Source organism: Pseudomonas putida (assembly GCF_003228315.1).
Lineage (GTDB): Bacteria > Pseudomonadota > Gammaproteobacteria > Pseudomonadales > Pseudomonadaceae > Aquipseudomonas > Aquipseudomonas putida_S.
On the sequence record NZ_CP029693.1, the window covers coordinates 3,489,367 to 3,511,417 of the forward strand.

20 protein-coding genes are annotated in these 22,051 nt (G+C 60.9%); 14 read left to right on the forward strand and 6 right to left on the reverse strand.

What is annotated here, in order from left to right:
- Window positions 1-9: 9 nt before the first annotated feature.
- Window positions 10-2,394 (reverse strand): hybrid sensor histidine kinase/response regulator, encoded by a 2,385-nt coding sequence (locus tag DKY63_RS16255; RefSeq protein WP_110965027.1) that lies wholly within the window; start codon window positions 2,392-2,394, stop codon window positions 10-12.
- 387 nt (window positions 2,395-2,781) lie between these two features.
- On the opposite strand from DKY63_RS16255, the gene DKY63_RS16260 reads away from it, so the two are divergent.
- The 4 genes from DKY63_RS16260 (at window position 2,782) to DKY63_RS16275 (ending at window position 6,295) form a co-directional block, all read left to right on the forward strand.
- The gene (locus tag DKY63_RS16260; protein ID WP_110965028.1) at window positions 2,782-3,579 is read left to right on the forward strand and encodes a hydroxymethylpyrimidine/phosphomethylpyrimidine kinase; all 798 of its coding nucleotides are present in this window, start codon (window positions 2,782-2,784) and stop codon (window positions 3,577-3,579) included.
- A gap of 18 nt (window positions 3,580-3,597) precedes the next feature.
- Window positions 3,598-4,221, forward strand: a complete 624-nt coding sequence (gene thiE / locus DKY63_RS16265) for a thiamine phosphate synthase (protein ID WP_110965029.1) — start codon at window positions 3,598-3,600, stop codon at window positions 4,219-4,221.
- Window positions 4,222-4,231: 10 nt separating this feature from the next.
- Entirely contained in the window at window positions 4,232-5,515 is a 1,284-nt protein-coding gene (hemL, locus tag DKY63_RS16270) for a glutamate-1-semialdehyde 2,1-aminomutase (protein WP_110965030.1), read from the forward strand.
- 225 nt (window positions 5,516-5,740) lie between these two features.
- Entirely contained in the window at window positions 5,741-6,295 is a 555-nt protein-coding gene (locus DKY63_RS16275) for a tetratricopeptide repeat protein (RefSeq protein WP_110965031.1), read from the forward strand.
- Window positions 6,296-6,408: 113 nt separating this feature from the next.
- Here DKY63_RS16275 and DKY63_RS16280 read toward each other — a convergent pair whose 3' ends face one another.
- A complete protein-coding gene (locus DKY63_RS16280) occupies window positions 6,409-6,738 on the reverse strand; it encodes a DUF1820 family protein (protein ID WP_047736335.1) in 330 nt (109 codons plus the stop codon).
- A gap of 136 nt (window positions 6,739-6,874) precedes the next feature.
- On the opposite strand from DKY63_RS16280, the gene miaB reads away from it, so the two are divergent.
- The 5 genes from miaB to lnt all read left to right on the forward strand — a co-directional run bounded on the left by miaB (window position 6,875) and on the right by lnt (window position 12,180).
- On the forward strand, window positions 6,875-8,203 hold the full coding sequence (gene miaB / locus DKY63_RS16285; protein ID WP_110965032.1) for a tRNA (N6-isopentenyl adenosine(37)-C2)-methylthiotransferase MiaB: 1,329 nt from the start codon (window positions 6,875-6,877) through the stop codon (window positions 8,201-8,203).
- Window positions 8,204-8,303: 100 nt separating this feature from the next.
- Window positions 8,304-9,311, forward strand: coding sequence for a PhoH family protein (locus tag DKY63_RS16290; RefSeq protein ID WP_110965033.1), 1,008 nt, complete (start codon window positions 8,304-8,306; stop codon window positions 9,309-9,311).
- Complete coding sequence (gene ybeY / locus DKY63_RS16295) at window positions 9,304-9,777, forward strand: rRNA maturation RNase YbeY (RefSeq protein ID WP_110965034.1); 474 nt, start codon at window positions 9,304-9,306, stop codon at window positions 9,775-9,777. The genes DKY63_RS16290 and ybeY overlap by 8 nt, the downstream gene beginning before the upstream one ends.
- Window positions 9,778-9,802: 25 nt before the next feature.
- A complete protein-coding gene (locus tag DKY63_RS16300) occupies window positions 9,803-10,642 on the forward strand; it encodes an HlyC/CorC family transporter (RefSeq protein WP_110965035.1) in 840 nt (279 codons plus the stop codon).
- Window positions 10,643-10,656: 14 nt separating this feature from the next.
- Window positions 10,657-12,180 (forward strand): apolipoprotein N-acyltransferase, encoded by a 1,524-nt coding sequence (gene lnt, locus DKY63_RS16305; protein ID WP_110965036.1) that lies wholly within the window; start codon window positions 10,657-10,659, stop codon window positions 12,178-12,180.
- Between the two features lie 76 nt (window positions 12,181-12,256).
- Here the strand turns inward: lnt and DKY63_RS16310 are convergent, their stop codons facing one another.
- Both DKY63_RS16310 and DKY63_RS16315 read right to left on the reverse strand, forming a co-directional pair.
- On the reverse strand, window positions 12,257-13,018 hold the full coding sequence (locus DKY63_RS16310; RefSeq protein ID WP_110965037.1) for a YdcF family protein: 762 nt from the start codon (window positions 13,016-13,018) through the stop codon (window positions 12,257-12,259).
- A 105-nt stretch (window positions 13,019-13,123) separates the two neighbouring features.
- Window positions 13,124-13,444 carry a hypothetical protein gene (locus tag DKY63_RS16315; protein WP_110965038.1) on the reverse strand — a complete coding sequence of 107 codons (321 nt, stop codon included), beginning with the start codon at window positions 13,442-13,444 and terminating at the stop codon, window positions 13,124-13,126.
- A gap of 282 nt (window positions 13,445-13,726) precedes the next feature.
- Between DKY63_RS16315 and leuS the strand changes: the two genes are divergently transcribed.
- The 5 genes from leuS (at window position 13,727) to DKY63_RS16340 (ending at window position 19,831) form a co-directional block, all read left to right on the forward strand.
- Window positions 13,727-16,333: a leucine--tRNA ligase gene (gene leuS, locus DKY63_RS16320; RefSeq protein ID WP_110965039.1), complete on the forward strand. Its 2,607-nt coding sequence runs from the start codon at window positions 13,727-13,729 to the stop codon at window positions 16,331-16,333.
- Window positions 16,334-16,421: 88 nt separating this feature from the next.
- Window positions 16,422-17,027 carry an LPS assembly lipoprotein LptE gene (lptE, locus tag DKY63_RS16325; RefSeq protein ID WP_110965040.1) on the forward strand — a complete coding sequence of 202 codons (606 nt, stop codon included), beginning with the start codon at window positions 16,422-16,424 and terminating at the stop codon, window positions 17,025-17,027.
- Window positions 17,028-17,066: 39 nt separating this feature from the next.
- The gene (gene holA / locus DKY63_RS16330; RefSeq protein WP_110965041.1) at window positions 17,067-18,104 is read left to right on the forward strand and encodes a DNA polymerase III subunit delta; all 1,038 of its coding nucleotides are present in this window, start codon (window positions 17,067-17,069) and stop codon (window positions 18,102-18,104) included.
- A gap of 176 nt (window positions 18,105-18,280) precedes the next feature.
- The gene (gene arfA, locus DKY63_RS16335; RefSeq protein ID WP_110967937.1) at window positions 18,281-18,445 is read left to right on the forward strand and encodes an alternative ribosome rescue factor ArfA; all 165 of its coding nucleotides are present in this window, start codon (window positions 18,281-18,283) and stop codon (window positions 18,443-18,445) included.
- 63 nt (window positions 18,446-18,508) lie between these two features.
- Entirely contained in the window at window positions 18,509-19,831 is a 1,323-nt protein-coding gene (locus tag DKY63_RS16340) for a lytic murein transglycosylase (RefSeq protein WP_110965042.1), read from the forward strand.
- Between the two features lie 93 nt (window positions 19,832-19,924).
- Here the strand turns inward: DKY63_RS16340 and DKY63_RS16345 are convergent, their stop codons facing one another.
- Window positions 19,925-20,875, reverse strand: coding sequence for a S66 peptidase family protein (locus DKY63_RS16345; RefSeq protein WP_110965043.1), 951 nt, complete (start codon window positions 20,873-20,875; stop codon window positions 19,925-19,927).
- A gap of 152 nt (window positions 20,876-21,027) precedes the next feature.
- Window positions 21,028-22,050: a lipoyl synthase gene (gene lipA, locus DKY63_RS16350; protein ID WP_110965044.1), complete on the reverse strand. Its 1,023-nt coding sequence runs from the start codon at window positions 22,048-22,050 to the stop codon at window positions 21,028-21,030.
- Between the last annotated feature and the right edge of the window lies 1 nt (window position 22,051).

Here is a 22,051-nt window from a genome sequence, read left to right on the forward strand (position 1 = left end):
CATATCTGCCTAACTGCCGGCGCTTTCGCCCTGCTGGGCACAGAGCACACGGCGATAGAGCGCCGCCTGCAAATCTTCGAATTTCACCGGTTTGCTCAAATGATCGATCAACGCACCGGTCGGGCAGCGCTCACGATCGGCACTCAAGGCAATCATGAACACCGGCAACTCGGCGCAACCGGGCAATGCACGGATCCGGCAACACAGCGACTCGCCTTCCTGCGCCGGCAACTGACAATCGAGCAGCACGGCATCAAAGGTTTCCCGTTGCAGGATGTCCAGGGCGGCACTGCTGTTGTCGGCTGTTCTGACCCGGAATCCCAGCTTGAGCAACATGCCACGCATCACCAGTTGATTGATGCTGTTGTCATCCACCAGCAACACCTTGCAATCCTGCGGCAGTCGCAAGCGCGGGAACTCACGGGCCATGAAGGGCAGTGCGGGGGATTCAGTGGCCGGGATATCAAGCTCGACATCCAGTTGGAAACGGCTGCCACGCCCGGGTTCGGAACGGTGTGTCAGACGACCGCCGAGCAATTCGATCAGTTGCCGGCAGATCGCCAGGCCGATGCCCAGACCGCCATATTCGCGGGTCATCGAACCGTCGAGCTGGAAGAACCGCTGATAGAGCGTTGCCTCACCCAGATCGGTGAAGCCGATACCGGTGTCGATCACGGCAAAGGTCAACGCCAGTCGATCCGGTTTTACCGTTTTTGCGCTCACTCGCAGCGCCACGCCACCGACCCGGGTGAACTTGATGGCGTTATCCAGCAGGCATTCCAGGCATTGCGCCAACTTGGCACTGTCGCCGTGCAGGCGGTCCGGCACGTTCGGCGCAACATCGACCTTGAAGTCCAGCGACTTGCCGGACGCAGGGCCATCGAACTGCAGGCGCAATGCATCGACCACGCCACGCAGGCTGAAGGTCGAGGCGCAAGCCGTGAGCTTGCCGGCCTGCAACTCGGTCAGCGTCAGGATGCCGTTGACCATGCGCATCATTTCCCGCGCCGACCCGGCGGCCGTCTGCTGGTATTGCTCCAGCTCCACGTCCATCTCAACGGTTTGCATCAGCTCCAGCGAGCCGATCACACCGTTCATGGGCGTGCGCAATTCGTGGGTCAGGGTCGCAAGGAATTCGTCCTTCAACTGGTTACTGCGCGCCAGTTGCTGGTTGAGCACTTCCAGCTTTTGCCCGGCATCGAGCAGGGTCTGTGCCTGCTGCTCGCGCATGGCATTGATGCGGTCGGCCAGGGCCAGGGACAGCAGCGCGACTTCGATGGCCGAGCCGATCTGGCTGGAGTACATGGTCAGGAACACGTTCGGCAGGTAGCCCAGCACCATCAGGGTATTGATGATGCCGCCGAGCAAAAACGCCGACCAGGCGATGATGAAATAACGGGCAACCCGCAACCCGCGCAGCCAGGCGAATATCCCCGCGGAAAAAATCACCACCGTAAAGGTCAGGGCCAGGGCCGTCGCCAGGCGCAAGGCCAGGGCGTAGCTGGTCATCAACGACAACCCGACCACCAGGGCGCTGAACATCACCAGCCCCAACAGCAGGCGATCCAGCCAGCGACTGAAGGAGGCTGTCTGCAGGAAGCTGCGGGCGAACTGGCTGCCGAACAGCCCGGCGCAACCAATGAAAAACGGCGTTGCCGCATTCGCCCACCAGGGGCTGTCCGGCCAGAAATACTGGACCGCCGCACCGTTCACCGACAGCTGATAAAAGCCGAACGAGGCGATATAGAAGATGTAATAGAGGTAGCTGGTGTCGCGCACGCTGAGGTAGATGAACAGGTTGTAGACCAGCATCCCCAGCAATACGCCATAGATCAGCCCCAACACATAGAGTCGCACGGGCTGGTCTTCGAGATACGCAGTGCTCGACCACAGCGTGACCGGTGCCTGGATCGATCCCTCGCTCTGCAGGCGCAGATAGACGGTTTGCGTTTGGTCGGGGGTGAAATTGAGATTGAACAGGTAGTTGTTCTGGCGAATCTCGCGACTGGCGAATGGCAAGGCATCGCCGGTCTGGCGTACCAATTGATAGTGGCCGGCCGCATCGGGCGCGTACAGGTCGAGGTGATCCAGCGGCGGATAGGCCAGTTCCAGCAGCCAGGTCCGTTGCGCCGACGGATTGGCCGGACGGTAAAGCAGGTCGATCTTCAGCCAGAACACTGAACGCGAATACCCGGCATTGAGGGTGGCTTTGTCATGTTGCTTGAAGTGGCCGGCAGCGGCCTGGTTGCGCACTTCATCGATGGTCGCCTGGCCATCGACGTCCTCGAACACTTGCAGGGTCCGGCCCAAGGGGAGGCTTTGTGTGAGTTCATCGAACTCGACAGCGTTCGCCAGGAGGGGCAAACACAACAGCAACATCAGCAAATAGCGCATTTATGCCCCAGCGTGGCTCTTTCCGGTTTTGTCAGGAAGCCCCCCATTCCTTTTGAGCAGACACGAAACCGGTATTTCCTGTTATTGGTTTGGATCCACTCTAGCATAGCGATTGATGGCCATTGAACACTACAGAAATTTTTCCTGCAAAGGCTCTAGAACGGGCGTTCCAGCGAAGATTGTTGAGATAGAGCTGTTGGCTCGATCAAACGGTATAAATGTCAAAGCGCTTATACCTGACTGTAGAAGTGAGCCTGCTCGCGATCCACTAAAAGTCGCCGCGTTTTTCCTCCCATCCCGCGTCACCGTTAACGACTATCGCGAGCAAGCTCGCCCCTGCAGGGACCTTCATGACTCGCTGGTCGACTGGTGGTAAGCTCGCGCACCATGAATATCTACAGCTCTCGCCCCGTTGTCCTCTGTCTCTCCGGCCACGACCCAAGTGGTGGCGCCGGCTTGCAGGCAGATATCGAAGCCCTGCTCGCCCAGGGTTGCCATGCGGCTCCGGCCGTCACCGCCCTGACCGTGCAAGACACGGTCAACGTCACTGACTTCCGCGTCCTCGACCGTGAGTGGGTGCTGGCCCAGGCCAATGCCGTGCTCAACGATTCCGAAGTCGCGGCGGTCAAGCTGGGCATGCTCGGTTCCCTGGAAATGGTCGACACCGTTGTCGAACTGCTTTCGGCGAACCCGCATCTGCCAGTGGTCTGCGACCCGGTGCTGCGCGCCGGCGGTGGCGGACGACTGGGCAAGGACGAAGTCGGCTACGCCATGCGCGAACGCCTGCTGCCCCTGTCGATCATCGCCACCCCCAACCTTCCCGAAGCCCGAATCCTCGCCGAACTGCCCGAAGGCACCGCGGACGAGTGCGCCGAAAAACTCCTGCCGTTCGTCAAACACCTGCTGATCACCGGCGGTCACGGCGACGAAACCGAAATCCACAATCGCCTGTACAGCCGCGACGGCCTGCGCGAAACCTTTAAATGCCAGCGCCTGCCCGGCAGCTATCACGGTTCCGGTTGCACCCTGGCCAGCGCCCTGGCCGGTCGTCTGGCCCAGGGTGAAAACCTCGCCAGCGCCGTACAGACTGCACTGGACTACACATGGCGGACCCTGCGCGATGCCGAGCAACTGGGCAAAGGCCAGTTCGTGCCGCGCCGCCTGCCACTGGACTTCTGCTCGTAACGCCAAGAGGCCTGCCTGATGAAACTACGTGGCCTGTACGCCATTACCGACAGCCAGTTGCTGGCCGGCAAATTCCTGTCGTATGTGGAGGCCGCGCTGGAAGGCGGCGTCGCCCTGCTGCAATACCGTGACAAGAGCAGCGACGCCGCCCGCCGTCTGCGCGAAGCCGAAGCCTTGCGTGATTTGTGCGAGCGTTACAAAACGCAGTTGATCATCAACGATGACGCCGAACTGGCGGCTCGCCTGAACGTCGGCGTGCATCTGGGCCAGACCGATGGCCCGCTGTCGCCCACCCGTGCGCTGCTCGGGTCCAGGGCCATCATCGGCTCGACCTGCCACGCGCAACTCGAGCTCGCCGAGCAGGCTGCCAAAGAAGGCGCCAGCTATGTCGCCTTCGGTCGTTTCTTCAATTCCAATACCAAGCCGGGTGCGCCGACCTGCAGCCTCGACCTGCTCGACCAGGCGCGCCAGCAACTGCATCTGCCGATCTGCGCGATTGGCGGCATCACCCTCGACAACGCGGCCCCGCTGGTGGCCCACGGGGTTGATCTGCTGGCTGTGGTGCATGGCCTGTTTGGCGCCGAGAGCACGGCTGAAGTCACCCGCCGCGCCCGCGCATTCAATGAATTACTAAAAGTCTGAGAGCCCGATCATGTCTCGTTCCGAAACCCTGTTTGCCAATGCCCAGAAACACATCCCAGGCGGCGTGAACTCGCCCGTTCGTGCGTTCAAGAGCGTTGGCGGCACGCCGTTGTTCTTCAAGCATGCCGAGGGCGCCTACGTCACCGACGAAGACGACAAGCGTTATGTGGATTACGTCGGCTCCTGGGGTCCGATGATCCTCGGCCATAGCCATCCCGACGTGCTGGACGCGGTGCGCAAGCAACTGGAACACGGTTTGTCCTACGGTGCGCCGACCGAGATGGAAACGCAGATGGCAGACCTGGTCTGCTCGCTGGTGCCGTCGATGGAAATGGTACGCATGGTCAGCTCCGGCACCGAAGCGACCATGAGCGCAATCCGTCTGGCCCGTGGTTTTACCGGCCGCGACAGCATCATCAAGTTCGAAGGCTGCTACCACGGTCACTCCGACAGCCTGCTGGTGAAAGCCGGTTCCGGTGCCTTGACCCAGGGCGTGCCAAGCTCGGCCGGTGTACCGGCGGCATTCGCCAAACACACTCTGACCCTGCCGTTCAACGATATCGATGCGGTTGAAAGCATGCTCGCCGAAGTCGGCCAGGACGTGGCCTGCATCATCGTCGAGCCGGTGGCTGGCAACATGAACTGCGTACCACCGGCCCCAGGCTTCCTCGAAGGCCTGCGCAGCCTGTGCGACAAGCACGGCGTGGTGCTGATTTTCGACGAAGTGATGACCGGTTTCCGTGTCGCCCTCGGTGGTGCCCAGGCTCATTACGGCGTAACGCCGGACCTGACCACTTTCGGCAAGATTATCGGCGGCGGCATGCCCGTGGGCTGCTTCGGCGGCAAACGCGAAATCATGTCGCGCATCGCTCCGCTCGGCCCGGTTTACCAGGCGGGCACCTTGTCGGGTAACCCGCTGGCCATGGCCGCCGGTCTCACCACCCTGCGCCTGATCAGCCGCCCGGGCTTCCACGCCGAACTGACCGACTACACCACTCGCCTGCTCGATGGCCTGCAAGTGCGTGCCGATGCCGCCGGCATTCCGTTCGTGACCACTCAAGCCGGTGGCATGTTCGGTCTGTACTTCAGCGGTGCCGATGACATCGTGACCTTCGATGACGTCATGGCCAGCGATGCCGCCCTGTTCGGCCGCTTCTTCCATCTGATGCTCGAAGGCGGTGTGTACCTGGCACCGAGTGCCTTCGAAGCCGGCTTCACCTCGATCGCCCACGGCGAAGCCGAGCTGAAACTGACCCTGGACGCCGCCGAGCACGCCTTCGCTGCATTGAAATAACGCCGTACCGCTGACGTTGGCCATTGCCAGCGTCAGCTTTCACCTACACTCCCGCACTTTTTCCTACGTATCTGCCAAAAATCCCCGGCAAACCGGGCGATATATTCCCCGTGCAGCAGAAAAACGAGTAAAGACTTTGTAAGGTTGGCCCTGCTTATTTCATAATGCGCGCTTATTGGATCCCCTCGTTGGGTCCGCGCGCCCTTCAGAGGTAAGTCGATTCCCATGAACCGCACCGGCCGCGCCCTTTCAATGGGCTGCCTGTTGCTCCTTCAGCCCCTGCTCGCGCTCGCACAAGCAGGCGGTAACTCGTTGTTGATTCCAGCGATGGGTCGCTGCACCCTCAATACCCAGCCGCAAGACCTGGCACAGGCCATCGCCGCCTGCCAGAAAGCGTCGGATGAAGGGGATGCACAGGCGCAATACGAGTTGGGTGAGTTCTACTACGAAGGCAAAAGCGCGCCGCGCGACCTCAATCAAGCCCTGAGCTATTTCGAAAAGGCCTCGCTGCAAGGCCACGCCCAGGCGCAATTCAAACTCGGCACCATGTTCTTCCACGGCGAAGGCGTACCGGCCAACAATGTTCAGGCTTACATCCTGCTGAAAATGGCAGCGGTCAACGGCGCTGAAGATGCACTGGACACGGCCGACGAAGTCACCGAGAAAATGCCCCGCGAAGAATTGGAAGTCGCCACTCAGGTACTCGGGCAGATTTTCCGCAAATACCTGATGGAACTGCAGAGTGCCGATGGGCGGACGCCCTTTTCGCCACTGCCCTGATTTTTACCCGCCTTTCTGACGCCATCGCGAGCAAGCTTTGCTCCTACAGGGTTCTGACACAGTGCTGTAGGAGCAAAGCTTGCTCGCGATTGGTAGCAACTCCGTCTTGAGGCTTACTTCTCAGGCATCGGCATCGGAAACGGCATCACGTTGCCCACCCCGGCACGGGCTTCGCTGATTTTCGGAGTGCCCAGACGCTCAACCTCATCGATGCGCACGATCGAATGCATCGGCACAAAGCTGCGCACCACGCCTTCGAATTGCGCCTTGAGTTTTTCTTCGCTCGGGTCGACGACCACTTGCGTGCGCTCGCCAAAGACGAATTCTTCCACTTCCAGGAAGCCCCACAGATCGCTCTGATAGATCTGCTTGGCGTACATTTCGAACACCTGGCCCTGGTTGAGGAAAATCACCTTGTAGATTGGAGCTTCACGTTTGGTCATGGTGGGCGGGCAACACATCGGGGGATAAAAATGAGGGCGCGAACTATAGCATAACCACCGGACGCGCAACGGTAGGAACCTGGGAGCATGTTCCCTATAATGCGCGGTTCTTCGAATCACGTGATGACCCTTTTCCATGGCCAAGAAGCTCTATATCGAAACCCACGGTTGCCAGATGAACGAGTACGACAGCTCGCGCATGGTCGATCTGCTGGGCGAACACCAGGCCCTGGAAGTCACCGCTCGTGCTGAAGACGCCGACGTGATTCTGCTCAACACCTGCTCGATTCGCGAACGTGCCCAGGACCGCGTCTACTCGCAACTGGGTCGCTGGCGCGAACTGAAGCTGGCCAATCCGGACATGGTGATCGCCGTCGGCGGTTGCGTGGCCAGCCAGGAAGGCGCTGCCATTCGCGATCGCGCCCCCTATGTCGACGTGGTATTCGGCCCGCAGACCTTGCACCGCCTGCCGGAAATGATCGACGCCGCGCGCATCAGCAAGCTGCCGCAAGTCGATGTCTCCTTCCCGGAAATCGAAAAATTCGACCACCTGCCCGAGCCGCGCATCGACGGCCCTAGCGCTTATGTGTCGGTGATGGAAGGCTGCAGCAAGTACTGCACCTTCTGCGTGGTGCCCTACACCCGCGGCGAAGAAGTCAGCCGTCCGTTCGACGACGTGATCGCCGAGATCATTCACCTGGCCGAAAACGGCGTGCGTGAAGTGACGCTGCTGGGGCAGAACGTCAACGGATATCGCGGCGCCACCCATGACGGTCGCCTGGCCGATCTGGCCGAGCTGATTCGCGTGGTGGCCGCCGTCGACGGCATCGACCGTATCCGCTACACCACCTCGCACCCGCTGGAGTTCTCCGACAGCCTGATCCAGGCCCATGCCGAGGTGCCTGAGCTGGTGAAGCACCTGCACTTGCCGGTGCAGTCGGGTTCGGACCGCATCCTGGCGGCGATGAAGCGCAATCACACTGCCCTGGAATACAAGTCCAAACTGCGCAAGCTGCGAGCCGCCGTGCCGGGCATCTGCATCAGCTCGGACTTTATCGTCGGCTTCCCCGGCGAGACCGAAAAAGACTTCGAACAGACCATGAAGCTGATTCAGGACGTTGGTTTCGACTTCTCCTACTCGTTCGTCTACAGCCAGCGCCCCGGCACTCCGGCCGCCGATCTGGCCGATGACACGCCCGAGGAGCTGAAAAAAGAGCGCCTCAATGCCCTGCAACATCGCCTGAACCAGCAAGGTTTCGAGATCAGCCGACAAATGGTGGGGTCGATCCAGCGCATTCTGGTCACCGATTATTCGAAAAAGGACCCTGGCGAGCTGCAAGGCCGGACCGAGAATAACCGTATCGTCAATTTCCGCTGCGACAATCCGACCCTGATCGGTCAGTTCGCCGACGTGCACATCGATGCGGCCCAGCCGCATTCGCTGCGGGGTTCGCTGGTCCAATAACAAAGTTGCTCCCACAGGATTATTTAAGAGCTTTCGCACCCACGCCACTGGCGTTATCCTCTATTTCATCACTATTGCCCCAGGGCGGCTAAATACGACCTTGAACGCACCCATAGAACCGCATCGTTTCATCCTCGAGCCCTTCGAGGCTCGTCGCTTCGCCAATCTGTGCGGGCAGTTCGACGAGCATCTGCGCTTGATCGAAAAACGCCTGACCATCGAGATCCGCAACCGCGGGAACCAATTCGAGCTGATCGGCGAGCGCAAGCACACCACCTCCGCGGAAAACCTCCTGCGACGCCTCTATCGGGAAACCAAGGGCACCGAGCTGTCGCCGGACATGGTTCACCTGTTCCTGCAGGAATCCGCCGTCGAGGAGCTGGACAACCACTCCCCCGCCGAAGCCGCTGTCGCCCTGCGCACCAAGAAAGGCATGATTCGCCCTCGTGGCTTGAATCAGCAGCGCTACGTGAAGGAAATCCTCGGTAACGACATCAACTTCGGCATCGGCCCGGCCGGTACCGGCAAGACCTACCTGGCCGTTGCCTGCGCGGTGGATGCCCTGGAACGCGAGCAGATCCGTCGCATCCTGCTGGTGCGTCCGGCAGTCGAAGCCGGTGAAAAACTCGGTTTCCTGCCCGGCGACCTCAGCCAGAAAATCGACCCGTACCTGCGCCCGCTCTACGATGCGCTTTATGAAATGCTCGGCTTCGAATACGTCGCCAAGCTGATCGAACGTCAGGTCATTGAAGTCGCGCCACTGGCCTACATGCGTGGTCGGACGCTCAACAACAGTTTCATCATCCTCGACGAAAGCCAGAACACCACCGTCGAGCAGATGAAAATGTTCCTGACCCGGATCGGCTTCGGTTCCACGGCAGTCATCACCGGTGATATCACCCAGGTCGACCTGCCACGCGGCACCAAGTCCGGGCTGCACCACGTGATCGAAGTGTTGAAAGACGTGCCCGGGATCAGCTTCACCCACTTCCAGCCCAAGGACGTGGTGCGCCACCCGTTGGTACAGCGCATCGTCGAAGCCTACGAGCGTTTCGAAACCCGTGCAGCCGATGATGCCGCCGCCAAGGAAAGCCGCCGCGATGCTTGAGCTTGACCTGCAAATCGCGACGCAAGCCAGCGCCCCCAGCGAAGCCGAATTCCGTCAATGGTGCGAGCTGGCGCTGCGCCAGCGCACCGCCGACTCGGAGATGACCATTCGCCTGGTTGACGAAGCCGAAGGTCGCGAGCTGAACCACACCTGGCGGCAAAAGGATTACGCAACTAACGTCTTGTCATTCCCGGCCGATGTGCCGGACGAGTTTCTCGACATTCCACTGCTGGGCGACCTGGTGATCTGCGTTGCCGTGGTGGAGCGCGAGGCTGCCGAACAAGGCAAGGCACTCAAGGCCCACTGGGCGCACCTGGTGATTCACGGCTGCTTGCATCTGCTCGGTTACGACCATATAGAGGACGACGAAGCAGAAGAAATGGAAGCACTGGAACGCACCTTGCTTGCAGAACTGGGCTACCCCGATCCGTACGCGGACGACGAAAACCAATTTTCCGAACAGTGACAACAAAGGATTCAGAGTAATCGCTATGAGCGAAGATCGATCGAGCAACGGGCAGAAGTCCTGGCTGGGTAAACTGACCCAGGCTTTTGCCCACGAGCCGAAGAACCGCCAGGAGCTGCTGGAGCTGCTGCGCGATGCACACCAGAACAAACTGTTGGACAGCGAAGCGCTGGCCATCGTCGAAGGCGCCATCCAGGTTGCAGACCTGCAGGTACGGGACATCATGGTCCCGCGCTCGCAGATGATCAGCATCAAGGCGACCCATACCCCTCGCGAGTTCCTGCCTGCCGTGCTCGACTCGGCCCACTCCCGTTACCCTGTGATCGGCGAAAGCCACGATGACGTGATGGGCGTGTTGCTGGCCAAGGACTTGCTGCCGTTGATCCTCAAAGAGAACGGCGACAGCTTCAACATCAAGGATCTGCTACGCCCGGCCACGTTCGTGCCGGAGTCCAAGCGCCTGAACGTGTTGCTGCGCGAATTCCGCGCCAACCACAACCACATGGCCATCGTCATCGACGAGTACGGCGGCGTGGCGGGCCTGGTGACCATCGAGGACGTGCTGGAACAGATCGTCGGCGACATCGAGGATGAGCACGATGTCGAAGAAGACAGCTACATCAAGCCGCTGCCCAGCGGTGATTTCCTGATCAAGGCCCTGACGCCGATCGAGAACTTCAACGAGTTCTTCGACAGCGAATTCTCCGACGACGAATTCGATACCGTGGGCGGCCTGGTGATGAGTGCATTCGGGCACTTGCCAAAACGCAACGAAATCACTGAAATCGGCACCTACCGTTTCCGCATCCTGAACGCCGACAGCCGTCGGATTCACTTGCTGCGACTCACGCCTATCGCCCGCTGAATCTAAGGACTGAAATGCGCTGGACAACCCGCCCCGGCTGGCCCGGTAACCTGCTGGCCGTGGCGGCCGGTGCAATCACCACCCTGGCCCTGGCGCCTTTCGACATCTGGCCACTGGCATTGCTGGCGGTCGGTTTGTTCTATGCCGGCCTGCGCGAGCTGAGCCCTCGCCAGGCCCTTGGCCGTGGCTGGTGCTTCGGTTTCGGCCTGTTCGGCGCCGGAACCAGCTGGATCTACTACAGCATCCACCACTTCGGTGGCGCATCGGTGCTTCTGGCCGGTTTCCTGATGCTGTTGTTCACCGCAGCGATTGCCTGGTTCTTCGCTCTGCCCGCCTGGGTCTGGGCACGTTGGTTGCGACGCAACGAAGCGCCGCTGGCCGATGCCCTGGCCTTTGCCGCGCTGTGGGTAGGCCAGGAGGCATTCCGCGGCTGGTTCCTCACCGGCTTCCCGTGGCTCTATTCCGGTTACAGCCAACTCGACGGCCCATTGACCGGCCTCGCGCCAGTCGGCGGCATGTGGCTGATTTCCTTTACCCTCGCCCTGACCGCCGCACTGATCTACAACGGCATGCGTCTGGTTCGTACCGGTCGCAAGGGCTTCATCGCGATTGGCGTCCTGTTGCTGGTCGGTCCATGGATCGCCGGAATGGCGCTCAAACACCATGCCTGGACCAGCCCATCGGGCGCGCCGTTGAGCGTTGCAGCGATCCAGGGCAACGTCGAACAGAGCATGAAATGGGACCCGGCGCAGCTCAATGCGCAGCTGATGCTGTACCGCGACATGAGCTTCACCTCAAAGCCGGTCGACCTGCTGATCTGGCCGGAAACCGCGGTCCCGGTACTCAAGGAGTCCGCCCAGGGTTACCTGGACATGATGGGTAAATTTGCGGCGGAACGTAATTCGGCGCTGATTACCGGCGTTCCGATCCGTGAAGTCGTCCGTCACGAAAAACGCTTCTTCAACGGCATTACCGTGGTCGGCGAAGGCGACGGCACCTATCTCAAGCAGAAACTGGTGCCGTTCGGCGAATACGTCCCCTTGCAGGACGTTCTGCGCGGCTTGATCGCGTTCTTCGATCTGCCGATGTCGGACTTTGCCCGTGGCCCGGCCGATCAGGCCATGCTGCAAGCCAAGGGCTACCAGATCGCGCCCTTCATCTGCTACGAAGTGGTGTACCCGGAGTTTGCCGCGGGCCTCGCCGCGCAAAGCGATCTGTTGCTGACGATCAGTAACGACACCTGGTTCGGTACGTCCATCGGCCCGCTGCAACACTTGCAGATGGCGCAGATGCGCGCACTGGAGGCCGGTCGCTGGATGATCCGCGCCACCAACAACGGCGTGACCGGCCTGATCAACCCGTTCGGCCAGATCACCGCGCAAATCCCGCAGTTCGAGCGCGGCATCCTGTATGGCGAAGTGGTGCCGATGCACAACCTCACGCCTTACCTGCAATGGCGCTCGTGGCCGTTGATCATCATTTGTGTGGTTCTGTTTGGCTGGGCGTTGATTGCCAGCCGGATGGCCAAGACCGTTTGATCGGGGTGCCTTTAAAAGATCGCAGCCTGCGGCAACTGCTGAATGGGTTGTGCCGCAGGCTGCGATCTTTTGCTCTTCAACGGTAAAACAGCGAATACCCGACCTGCCCCACCGCCTCATTGATCAGCTGCCCGCTGCGCCAGATCGCCTTGAATTCCGGCATCCAGCCGCCGAACGCCTCGCCATTGTCCTGGCCCAGAAACCCGACCGGTGCCGGCACTACCTCAAACCCGGCCTTGCTGAAACTCCACACCGCTCGCGGCATATGCGCGGCCGACGTCACGACGACTACGCGCTTGATGCCTTCTGGCTGCAGCACCTGCGCGGTCATTTGCGCGTTTTCCCAAGTGGTACGGCTGCGCCCTTCCTGCCAACGCACCGTCACGCCGAAATCGTCACGCAGGGAGTCCGCCATGATCTGTGCTTCGTTGGGTGGCGTGCCGTAATGCAGCCCCCCGCTGGTCAGTACCGGCAGTCCAGACGCCTTGGCCAATCGCGCCGCGTAACGCTGGCGCTCCAGGCCGACACCGGTGGGCTGGTCGGTATCCCAGGCCACATCACCCCGCTCACGCCCCGACCCCAGCACCACGATGGCCTCGGCACGCTGCCCCAGGGTTGCCCATTCGTCACGAGCCAGCGGTGGCTCACGCTCCAGCAGCGCGGCACTCCACTGCACCACCACCGGCAGACTCATCAGCCAGAATCCGCCCAGCCCCAGAGCAAAGCACAAGCCTGCAAGTCGCGGCCTTGAGCGGCGCAACCACCAGGCCAGGATCAGTAACAGGATAAGAATGCCGGGCGGCATCAGCAGGTGTTTCACGAAATAACGAAAAGGCATCGAGCATCTCCATGAAGATGCCCGAAGCCTAAGTGGGTTGACGCAATGCGACAATAAATACGGAAGGACTGTGCTGCAAAAAACCCTTGAGCATGGCTCTGTGCCTTACTTGAACTGCAGAGACCGGACCTTTACCGCGTCTCTGCCGGGTACTTTGTCCTTGAGCCAGATGACCTTGGCAGAACGTGGTGCGTCGAGTTGTTTCACGGCTTCGGACAAGCATCCGTGCGTCTCACGCTCGCTGCGATCCAGGTACGCCTTGACCAGAGCGAACTCAGCGGGGCTCAGGCCACGCAGCTCCAGTTCCAGCGGACGTTCATCACGCAGCCGGCTGGCGGTTTTAGCCGCTTCCAGCGCCATGCCCAGACGATCGATCAGTCTTTCGTACAGCTCCGGTTTTGTAGCTTTTTGCTGTGACTCAACCATCCCTCACCTCATTGGAAGATAAGACCTACTCCCCAAATAAGAGCTTAGCTTCCATGCACAAACCGGCTGAACGCCGCGACCAACGGCCCTCGCAGCGGTTTTGGCAAGACGCGCGGCAGCAATCAGGGTTTCCCTCGGCAGAGTGCGGTCATGTATGCTACGGCGCTTCCTGTAAATCCAATTCCAGCTCGGCTGGACATCGAAAACGCCGAATCGGCGCCTTCACCGTCCAGCGTTGCATTGAAGAGGATTGGGCCACCCCTATTCAGTTCAAAAGTAGCCATGCACGAACAATATCAGCCCCGTGAAATCGAAGCCGCCGCCCAGTCGTTCTGGGACGAGCAAAAGTCCTTTGAAGTCAGCGAACAGCCAGGCAAGGAAACCTACTACTGCCTGTCGATGTTCCCTTACCCCAGCGGCAAGCTACACATGGGGCACGTGCGCAACTACACCATCGGCGACGTGATCTCCCGCTATCAGCGCATGCAAGGCAAGAACGTCCTGCAACCCATGGGTTGGGACGCCTTCGGCATGCCGGCGGAAAACGCCGCGATGAAGAACAACGTGGCGCCCGCCAAGTGGACCTACGAAAACATCGCCTACATGAAATCCCAGCTGCGCAGCCTGGGCCTGGCGGTGGACTGGTCCCGTGAAGTGACCACCTGCAAGCCCGATTACTACCGCTGGGAACAATGGCTGTTCACCCGCCTGTTCGAAAAAGGTGTGATCTACAAGAAAAGCGGCACCGTGAACTGGGACCCGATCGACCAGACCGTTCTGGCCAACGAGCAGGTGATCGACGGTCGCGGCTGGCGTTCCGGCGCGCTGATCGAGAAGCGCGAAATCCCGATGTACTACTTCAAGATTACCGCCTACGCGGATGAGTTGCTGGAAAGCCTCGACGAACTGACTGGCTGGCCTGAACAGGTCAAGACCATGCAGCGCAACTGGATCGGCAAGTCCCGCGGCATGGAAGTGCAGTTCCCGTACAACGTCGACTCCATCGGCGAAAGCGGCACCCTGAAAGTCTTCACCACCCGTCCGGACACCCTGATGGGCGCGACTTACGTCGCCGTGGCCGCCGAGCACCACCTGGCCACCCTGGCTGCACAGAATAATCCTGAGCTGCAAGCGTTCATCGCCGAATGCAAGAGCGGCAGCGTCGCCGAAGCCGACGTCGCCACCCAGGAGAAAAAAGGCTTGCCGACCGGTCTGTTCGTCGAACACCCGCTGACCGGCGAAAAACTGCCGGTATGGGTCGCCAACTACGTGCTGATGCACTACGGCGACGGCGCAGTCATGGCGGTGCCAGCCCACGACGAGCGCGACTTCGAATTCGCCCACAAGTACAACCTGCCGGTCAAATCCGTGGTGCGCACCAGCTCTGGCGAAACCAATCCTGCCCCGTGGCAAGAGGCCTACGGCGAGCACGGCACGCTGATCAACTCCGGTGAGTTCGACGGCCTGGACTTCGCCGGCGCCTTCGACGCCATGGAAGTGGCCCTGATCAAGAAAAACCTCGGTACCTCGCGCACTCAGTTCCGCCTGCGCGACTGGGGCATCAGCCGCCAGCGCTACTGGGGCTGCCCGATCCCGATCATCCACTGCAACAGCTGCGGTGACGTGCCGGTACCGGAAGACCAGTTGCCGGTCGTGCTGCCGGAAGACGTGGTGCCGGACGGCGCCGGTTCGCCGCTGGCGCGCATGCCCGAGTTCTACGAGTGCAGCTGCCCGAAATGCGGCCAGCCTGCCAAGCGTGAAACCGACACCATGGACACGTTTGTCGAGTCGTCGTGGTACTACGCCCGCTATGCCTCGCCGCACTTCGAGGGTGGCCTGGTGGAAAAATCCGCGGCTGACCACTGGTTGCCGGTGGATCAGTACATCGGTGGTATCGAACACGCCATTCTCCACCTGCTCTACGCGCGCTTCTTCCACAAGCTGATGCGCGACGAAGGCCTGGTGAGCTCCAACGAGCCGTTCAAGAACCTGCTGACCCAGGGCATGGTGGTCGCCGAGACTTACTACCGTCGTGAAGCCAACGGTGCCTACACCTGGTACAACCCGGCGGACGTCGAACTCGAGCGCGACAGCAAGGCCAAGGTCATCAGCGCCAAGCTGATCGCAGACGGCCTGCCGGTGGAAATCGGCGGTACCGAAAAAATGGCCAAGTCGAAGAACAACGGCGTCGACCCTCAGTCGATGATCGATCAGTTCGGCGCCGACACCTGCCGCCTGTTCATGATGTTCGCTTCGCCACCGGACATGAGCGCCGAATGGTCCGACTCCGGCGTGGAAGGCTCGCACCGTTTCCTCAAGCGCGTCTGGCGCCTGGCCCAGGCACACGTCACCCAGGGCCTGCCGGGCAAACTGGACGTTGCCAGCCTGAACGACGAGCAGACAGCCATTCGCCGTTCGATCCACCTGGCCATCAAGCAGGCCAGCCACGACGTTGGCCAGAACCACAAATTCAACACCGCCATCGCCCAGGTGATGACGCTGATGAACGTACTGGAAAAAGCTCCGCAAGCGACCGAACAAGATCGTGCACTGGTTCAGGAAGGCCTCGAAGCCGTGACCCTGCTGCTCGCTCCGATCACGCCGCACATCAGCCACGAGCTGTGGCATCGACTGGGCCATGCCGACCCGGTGATCGACGCCAGCTGGCCGGTCGTGGATGACAGCGCCCTGGTACAGGACAGCCTGCAACTGGTCATTCAAGTGAATGGCAAGCTGCGCGGCCAGATCGACATGCCGGCCAGCGCGACCCGCGAAGAAATCGAAGCGGCCGCCCGCGCCAACGAAAACGTATTGCGCTTCGTTGACGGTCTGACCATCCGTAAAGTGATCGTGGTGCCCGGGAAACTGGTCAACATCGTCGCCAGCTAATTGGATCGGGCGCCAGACCGGGTCTGGCGCCGAGTAAAACCTTTCGGGCCGCTTGAACGGCCCACATGGTTTCAAGGGGAGCAACACAATGATCAAACGCAACTTGCTGGTGATGGGCCTCGCGGTCCTGTTGAGCGCCTGTGGTTTCCAGCTGCGCGGCACCGGCACCACCGAACTGGCGATCAAGGAACTCGACGTCAGCGCCCGCAATGCCTATGGCGAAACGGTGACGCAACTGCGCCAGGTGGTCGAACGTAGTGGCGTCAAAGTCTATAAAGGCGCGCCCTACAAGCTGGTGCTCACCGATGAACAGGAAACCCAGCGCATCCTCAGCTACGCCGGCGCGGGTCGTACTGGCGAATATCAGCTGACCACCACGCTCAACTACAGCATCCTCAGCCAGGGCAACCTGTCGTTGATCAATGACAAGCTCGAAGTGGAAAAGGTCTTCATCCACGACGGCAACAACCTGGTGGGCTCCGACCAGGAAGCTGCTGACGCCCGCAAGGACATGCGTCGTGACCTGGTACAACGCATGATGCTGCGCCTGCAGCAAATCACGCCGACTCAGCTCGCCCAGCTGCAGCAGACCGCCGAAGCTCGTGCCAAGGCAGAAGCCGCGGCTCTGGAAGCGGCACAGAAGGCTGAAGCGGAAACCCCGCGTCAGTCGCCTGTCGAAATCCCGCAGCAGTAAGACTTACGGGGCGCTCAGGCGCCCCGTTCGCCCTCTCTTATGAAGCTCGCCCCCGCCCAACTCGCCAAGCACCTGCAAGGTTCCCTCGCGCCGGTCTACGTCATCAGTGGCGATGATCCTTTGCTGTGCCAGGAGGCTGCCGACGCCATTCGCTCTGCCGCCCGTCAGCAGGGCTTCGACGAGCGCCAGGTGTTTGCCGCCGATGCCAATTTCGACTGGGGCACCTTGCTGCTGGCCGGGGCCAGCATGTCACTGTTCGCCGAAAAGCGCCTTCTGGAACTGCGCCTGCCCTCCGGCAAGCCTGGCGACAAAGGTGCTGCCGCGCTCATCGAATATTGCTCCCGACCAGCCGAGGACACGCTACTGCTGATCAGCCTGCCGAAACTCGATGGCAGTGCCCAGAAAACCAAATGGGGCAAGGCGCTGGTCGAAGGCCAGCAGACCCAATTCGTGCAGATATGGCCAGTGGATGCCAGCCAGTTGCCGAGCTGGATCCGCCAGCGCTTGTCCCAGGCCGGCCTTTCCGCCAGCCAGGACGCTGTCGAGCTGATCGCCGCACGGGTCGAAGGCAACCTGCTGGCCGCCGCCCAGGAGATCGAGAAGCTCAAGCTGATGGCCGAAGGCGGTCAGATCACCATCGAAACCGTGCAGGCGGCCGTCGCCGACAGTGCGCGCTTCGATGTCTTCGGGCTGACCGATGCGATTCTCAATGGTGAGGCGGCCCACGCCCTGCGCATGCTCGAAGGCTTGCGGGGTGAAGGCGTCGAGCCTCCGGTGATTCTCTGGGCGCTGTCCCGGGAACTGCGCCTGCTGGCCAACATTTCCCTGCAATACAGTCAGGGCACACCGCTGGACAAGGCTTTCAGCCAGGCCAAGCCCCCGGTCTGGGACAAGCGCAAGCCACTGATGAGCAAAGCCCTGCAACGCTATTCAGCGCCACGCTGGGCCCAGTTGCTGCTCGAAGCACAGCGCATTGATGCGCAGATCAAGGGTCAGGCAGCGGGCTCGCCGTGGATGAGCTTGAGTCGTTTGACGTTGTTGATGGCCGGTCAGCGGTTAGCCTTGCCTGCCGAGTAAACCTATCGACTGCAATCGCGAGCAAGCTCGCTCCCTCAGGAATAGCGCTGATCTTGTGGGAGCGAGTTTGCTCGCGATTGCGATCGAAAGGTCCTACGCAATGTAAGCACTAGACACAAGCCCCACTTGAGCAGATGATCTGCCCCGCAAAAACCACTTACCTGCGAGCGTCCATCATGAGCAAAAAGCCGTCCAAACACGGCCCCAACAAGGCCAAATCCATCGTCGCCCAGCCACTGTTCCGCAGCCGTCAGGAACGCCCAGGCAAGGGCAAAGGCAGCTACCGCCGCGAAGCCTTCCAGTCTCAAAACTGGGAGGCTTCTTACTTTCTGGCGGCCTGAAAAGGCAAGCACCCGCTCAACATGTTAAGGTCAGCACCTGATTCGAATTCCCTGGACCCGTGCATGCCCTTCAGTCTTTCCCGTCGTTGGCACCTGCGCCAATTGATCGCTGCCTCCAGCCTCATTTTGCTAGTCGCCTGCGCGGAAAAACCTACCGCCGCCGACGCACAGCAGCTTCAGACACTCCCGGTCGCCACCGCCCCGGCCATTGTTGCCCCCGTGGTACCGAGTGGTGAAAACCTCGATATCCAGCCGACCCAGACCTTCGCCGAATGGCAGGCGGGTTTTCGCAAGGAAGCCCTGGCCGCCGGTATTCGCGCCGACGTGTTCGACCGCGCTTTTGCCAATGTCAGTTTCGACCCCAGTGTGATCCGTGCCGATCGCAGCCAGCCGGAATTCACCCGTCCGGTGTGGGAATACCTCGATGGCGCCCTGTCACCGTTGCGGGTTCGCAAAGGTCAGTCGTTGCTCAGTCAATACGACGGCATCTTGCAAAGCATCGAACAGCGCTATGGCGTCGACCGCGAGGCATTGGTCGCCGTTTGGGGCATGGAAAGTAATTTCGGCCAATTCCAGGGCAGCAAATCCGTGATCAATTCGCTGGCGACCCTGGCCTATGAAGGACGCCGCCCGGCCTTTGCCCAGGCGCAATTGATCGCCGCGCTGCAGATTCTGCAGCAGGGTGATATCGAACCGGAGAAAATGCTCGGCTCCTGGGCCGGCGCCATGGGCCAGACCCAGTTCATTCCAACCACCTACAACACCCACGCCGTCGACTTCGATGGAGATGGCCGTCGCGATATCTGGGGCAGCTCCACCGATGCCCTGGCCTCGACCGCGCACTACCTGCAAAGCTCCGGATGGCAGAAAGGCCAGCCTTGGGGCTTTGAAGTGCAACTGCCCGGCGGTTTCAACTACATGCTGGCTGACGGCACGATTCGTAAAAGTGTCGCCGAATGGCGCCAGCTGGGTATAACCCTGCCCAATGGCGCCCAGGTCCCGCCAGGTTCGGAACAGCTGTCCGCCGCCTTGCTGCTGCCGGCCGGTTATCGTGGCCCGGCGTTCCTGGTACTGGATAATTTCCGTGCGATCCTCAAGTACAACAACTCGTCGTCCTATGCGCTGGGCGTGGGCTTGCTGTCTCAGCGCTTCCATGGCGCGGGCCTGATCAGCGGCACCTGGCCCAAGGATGACCTGCCATTGAGCCGTACCGAGCGGATCGAGCTGCAAAGCCTGCTGAGTGCCCGGAATTACGACGCGGGCACCGCAGACGGGATTATCGGCGCCAATACCCGCAAGGCGATCCGTAGCGCGCAGCAGTCGTTTGGCTGGCCGGCGGATGGGTATCCGACGCACAAGCTGCTTGAAAGCTTGCGTAACCGCTAAAAAGCATCGCGAGCAGGCTCGCTCCCACAAGGTTTACACGTTACCTGTGAGAGCGAGCCTGCTCGCGATGACTGGCTATCAGGCGCCAACGATCTACCGCTTGATCACCACATCCTGCTCCAACACCAACTCTTTGTTCCCCGCATCCAGCCTCACCAGTGCCCCCATGGGTAATGTCAGGTTCGGGTCGCAATGCCCGCTGCGCCATCCGGACAGCACCGGAATTCGCAACGGCTCGAATGTCTGCTTGAGCAAGCGCTCCAATGCAGGCACCTCCACACCCGCCACATCACCCACCAACACCCCGCGCAGCTTGCCCAGGGTGCCGGCCAGACGCAGATGGGTCAGGAGCCGGTCGATACGGTACAGCGGCTCATTGATGTCCTCGATGAACAGGATGACGCCCTCGGCATCGATCTCGTAAGGCGTGCCCATGGTCGCAGCGATCATCGACAGGTTGCCTCCCAGCAAGCGCCCGTGGGCGATCCCTGGCTCGATGGTCGTCAACGGGTAGGCCACTGGATGTGCCAATGCGCTGCCGGCCTTCATCTGCCCGCGCAGCATGCTGAAAAACGAAGGCTCGGTAGGCTTTTGCCTGTCACCGAGTAAATCAGCATTGAGCAACGGGCCATGGAACGTCACGAAGCCTGCATGGCGACTGATCGCCAGATGCAGCGCCGTGATGTCGCTATAGCCGATGAATGGCTTGGCGTTGTTGCGCAGTAGTTCGAAATCAAGGCGATCGAGCAGTCTCGGTGTGCCGTAGCCACCACGCAGGCAGATGATGGCGTCGACCTCGCTGTCGGCAAACGCCGCATGCAGGTCATTCAGGCGTACGTTGTCACTGCCGGCCAGGTAGCCATCCTTCTGGTAGACCCCCGGAAAAATCTTCAGCGAATAGCCTCGGGCGCGCATCCATTGCACGGCTTTGTCGGTGTCCAGCGGGGCCGGGCCGGCGGGCGCGATAACGCCAATCAGCCCCTCCGACGGCAAGGCTGGAACCGGGGCGTGAGGACGAAGGGTGTGAATGGGTCTAGCGGTCACCTTTAATCTCCCTGGGTGAAGTCATCACACAGTAGTCAGGAACGAAGACAAACAGAAGAGGCTTTGTCATTGCGCCGTCATCGCTTTGGGCCAGACAAAAAAACGCCCGCAAGACTCAAAGCCTTGCGGGCGCATTCATTACTGCCCGGGTATCAGGACGAAATCAGCTCGGCCTTGACCAGCTTCGCTTGTTCGTCTGCGTGGTACGAGGAACGCACCAGCGGACCGGAAGCGACGTTCTTGAAGCCCATCTTGTAACCTTCCTCGGCGAACCAGGCGAAGGTATCCGGGTGCACGAAGCGCTGGACCGGCAAGTGGCTGCGGGACGGTTGCAGGTATTGGCCGAGGGTCAGCATGTCGATGTCATGTTCGCGCATGCGCTTCATGACTTCGATGACTTCGTCGTCGGTCTCGCCCAGACCCAGCATCAGACCGGATTTGGTCGGAATGTGCGGCATCATCTGCTTGAAGCGTTGCAGCAGGGTCAGCGACCACTGGTAGTCCGAACCCGGGCGCGCGGCCTTGTACAGGCGCGGCACGGTTTCCAGGTTGTGGTTGAACACATCCGGCGGCTCGGCGGCGGTGATTTCCAGCGCGATGTCCATGCGGCCACGGTAGTCCGGCACCAGGGTTTCGAGCTGCACGTTCGGCGACAGCTTGCGGATTTCACGGATGCAGTCGGCGAAGTGCTGGGCGCCGCCGTCGCGCAGGTCGTCGCGGTCTACCGAGGTGATGACCACGTACTTCAGGCGCAGGTCGGCGATGGCGATGGCCAGGCTTTCCGGCTCGTTGACGTCCAGTGGCTTCGGACGACCGTGGCCTACGTCACAGAACGGGCAGCGACGGGTGCAGATGTCACCCATGATCATGAACGTCGCGGTACCGCCGGAGAAGCACTCGCCCAGGTTTGGGCAGGACGCTTCTTCGCACACGCTGTGCAGCTTATGTTTGCGCAGCAGCGACTTGATGCGGTCGACTTCCGGGGACACCGGAATGCGTACGCGAATCCAGTCGGGCTTCTTCGGCAGTTCAGTGGTGGGAATGATCTTTACCGGGATGCGTGCAACCTTTTCGGCGCCGCGCAGCTTGACGCCGGCTTCAACCTTGGGACGCGGGGCCGGGCGCTCGGAGACATCGAGCGTCGGGATTACGGTTTGCACAGCATCAGTAGTCATA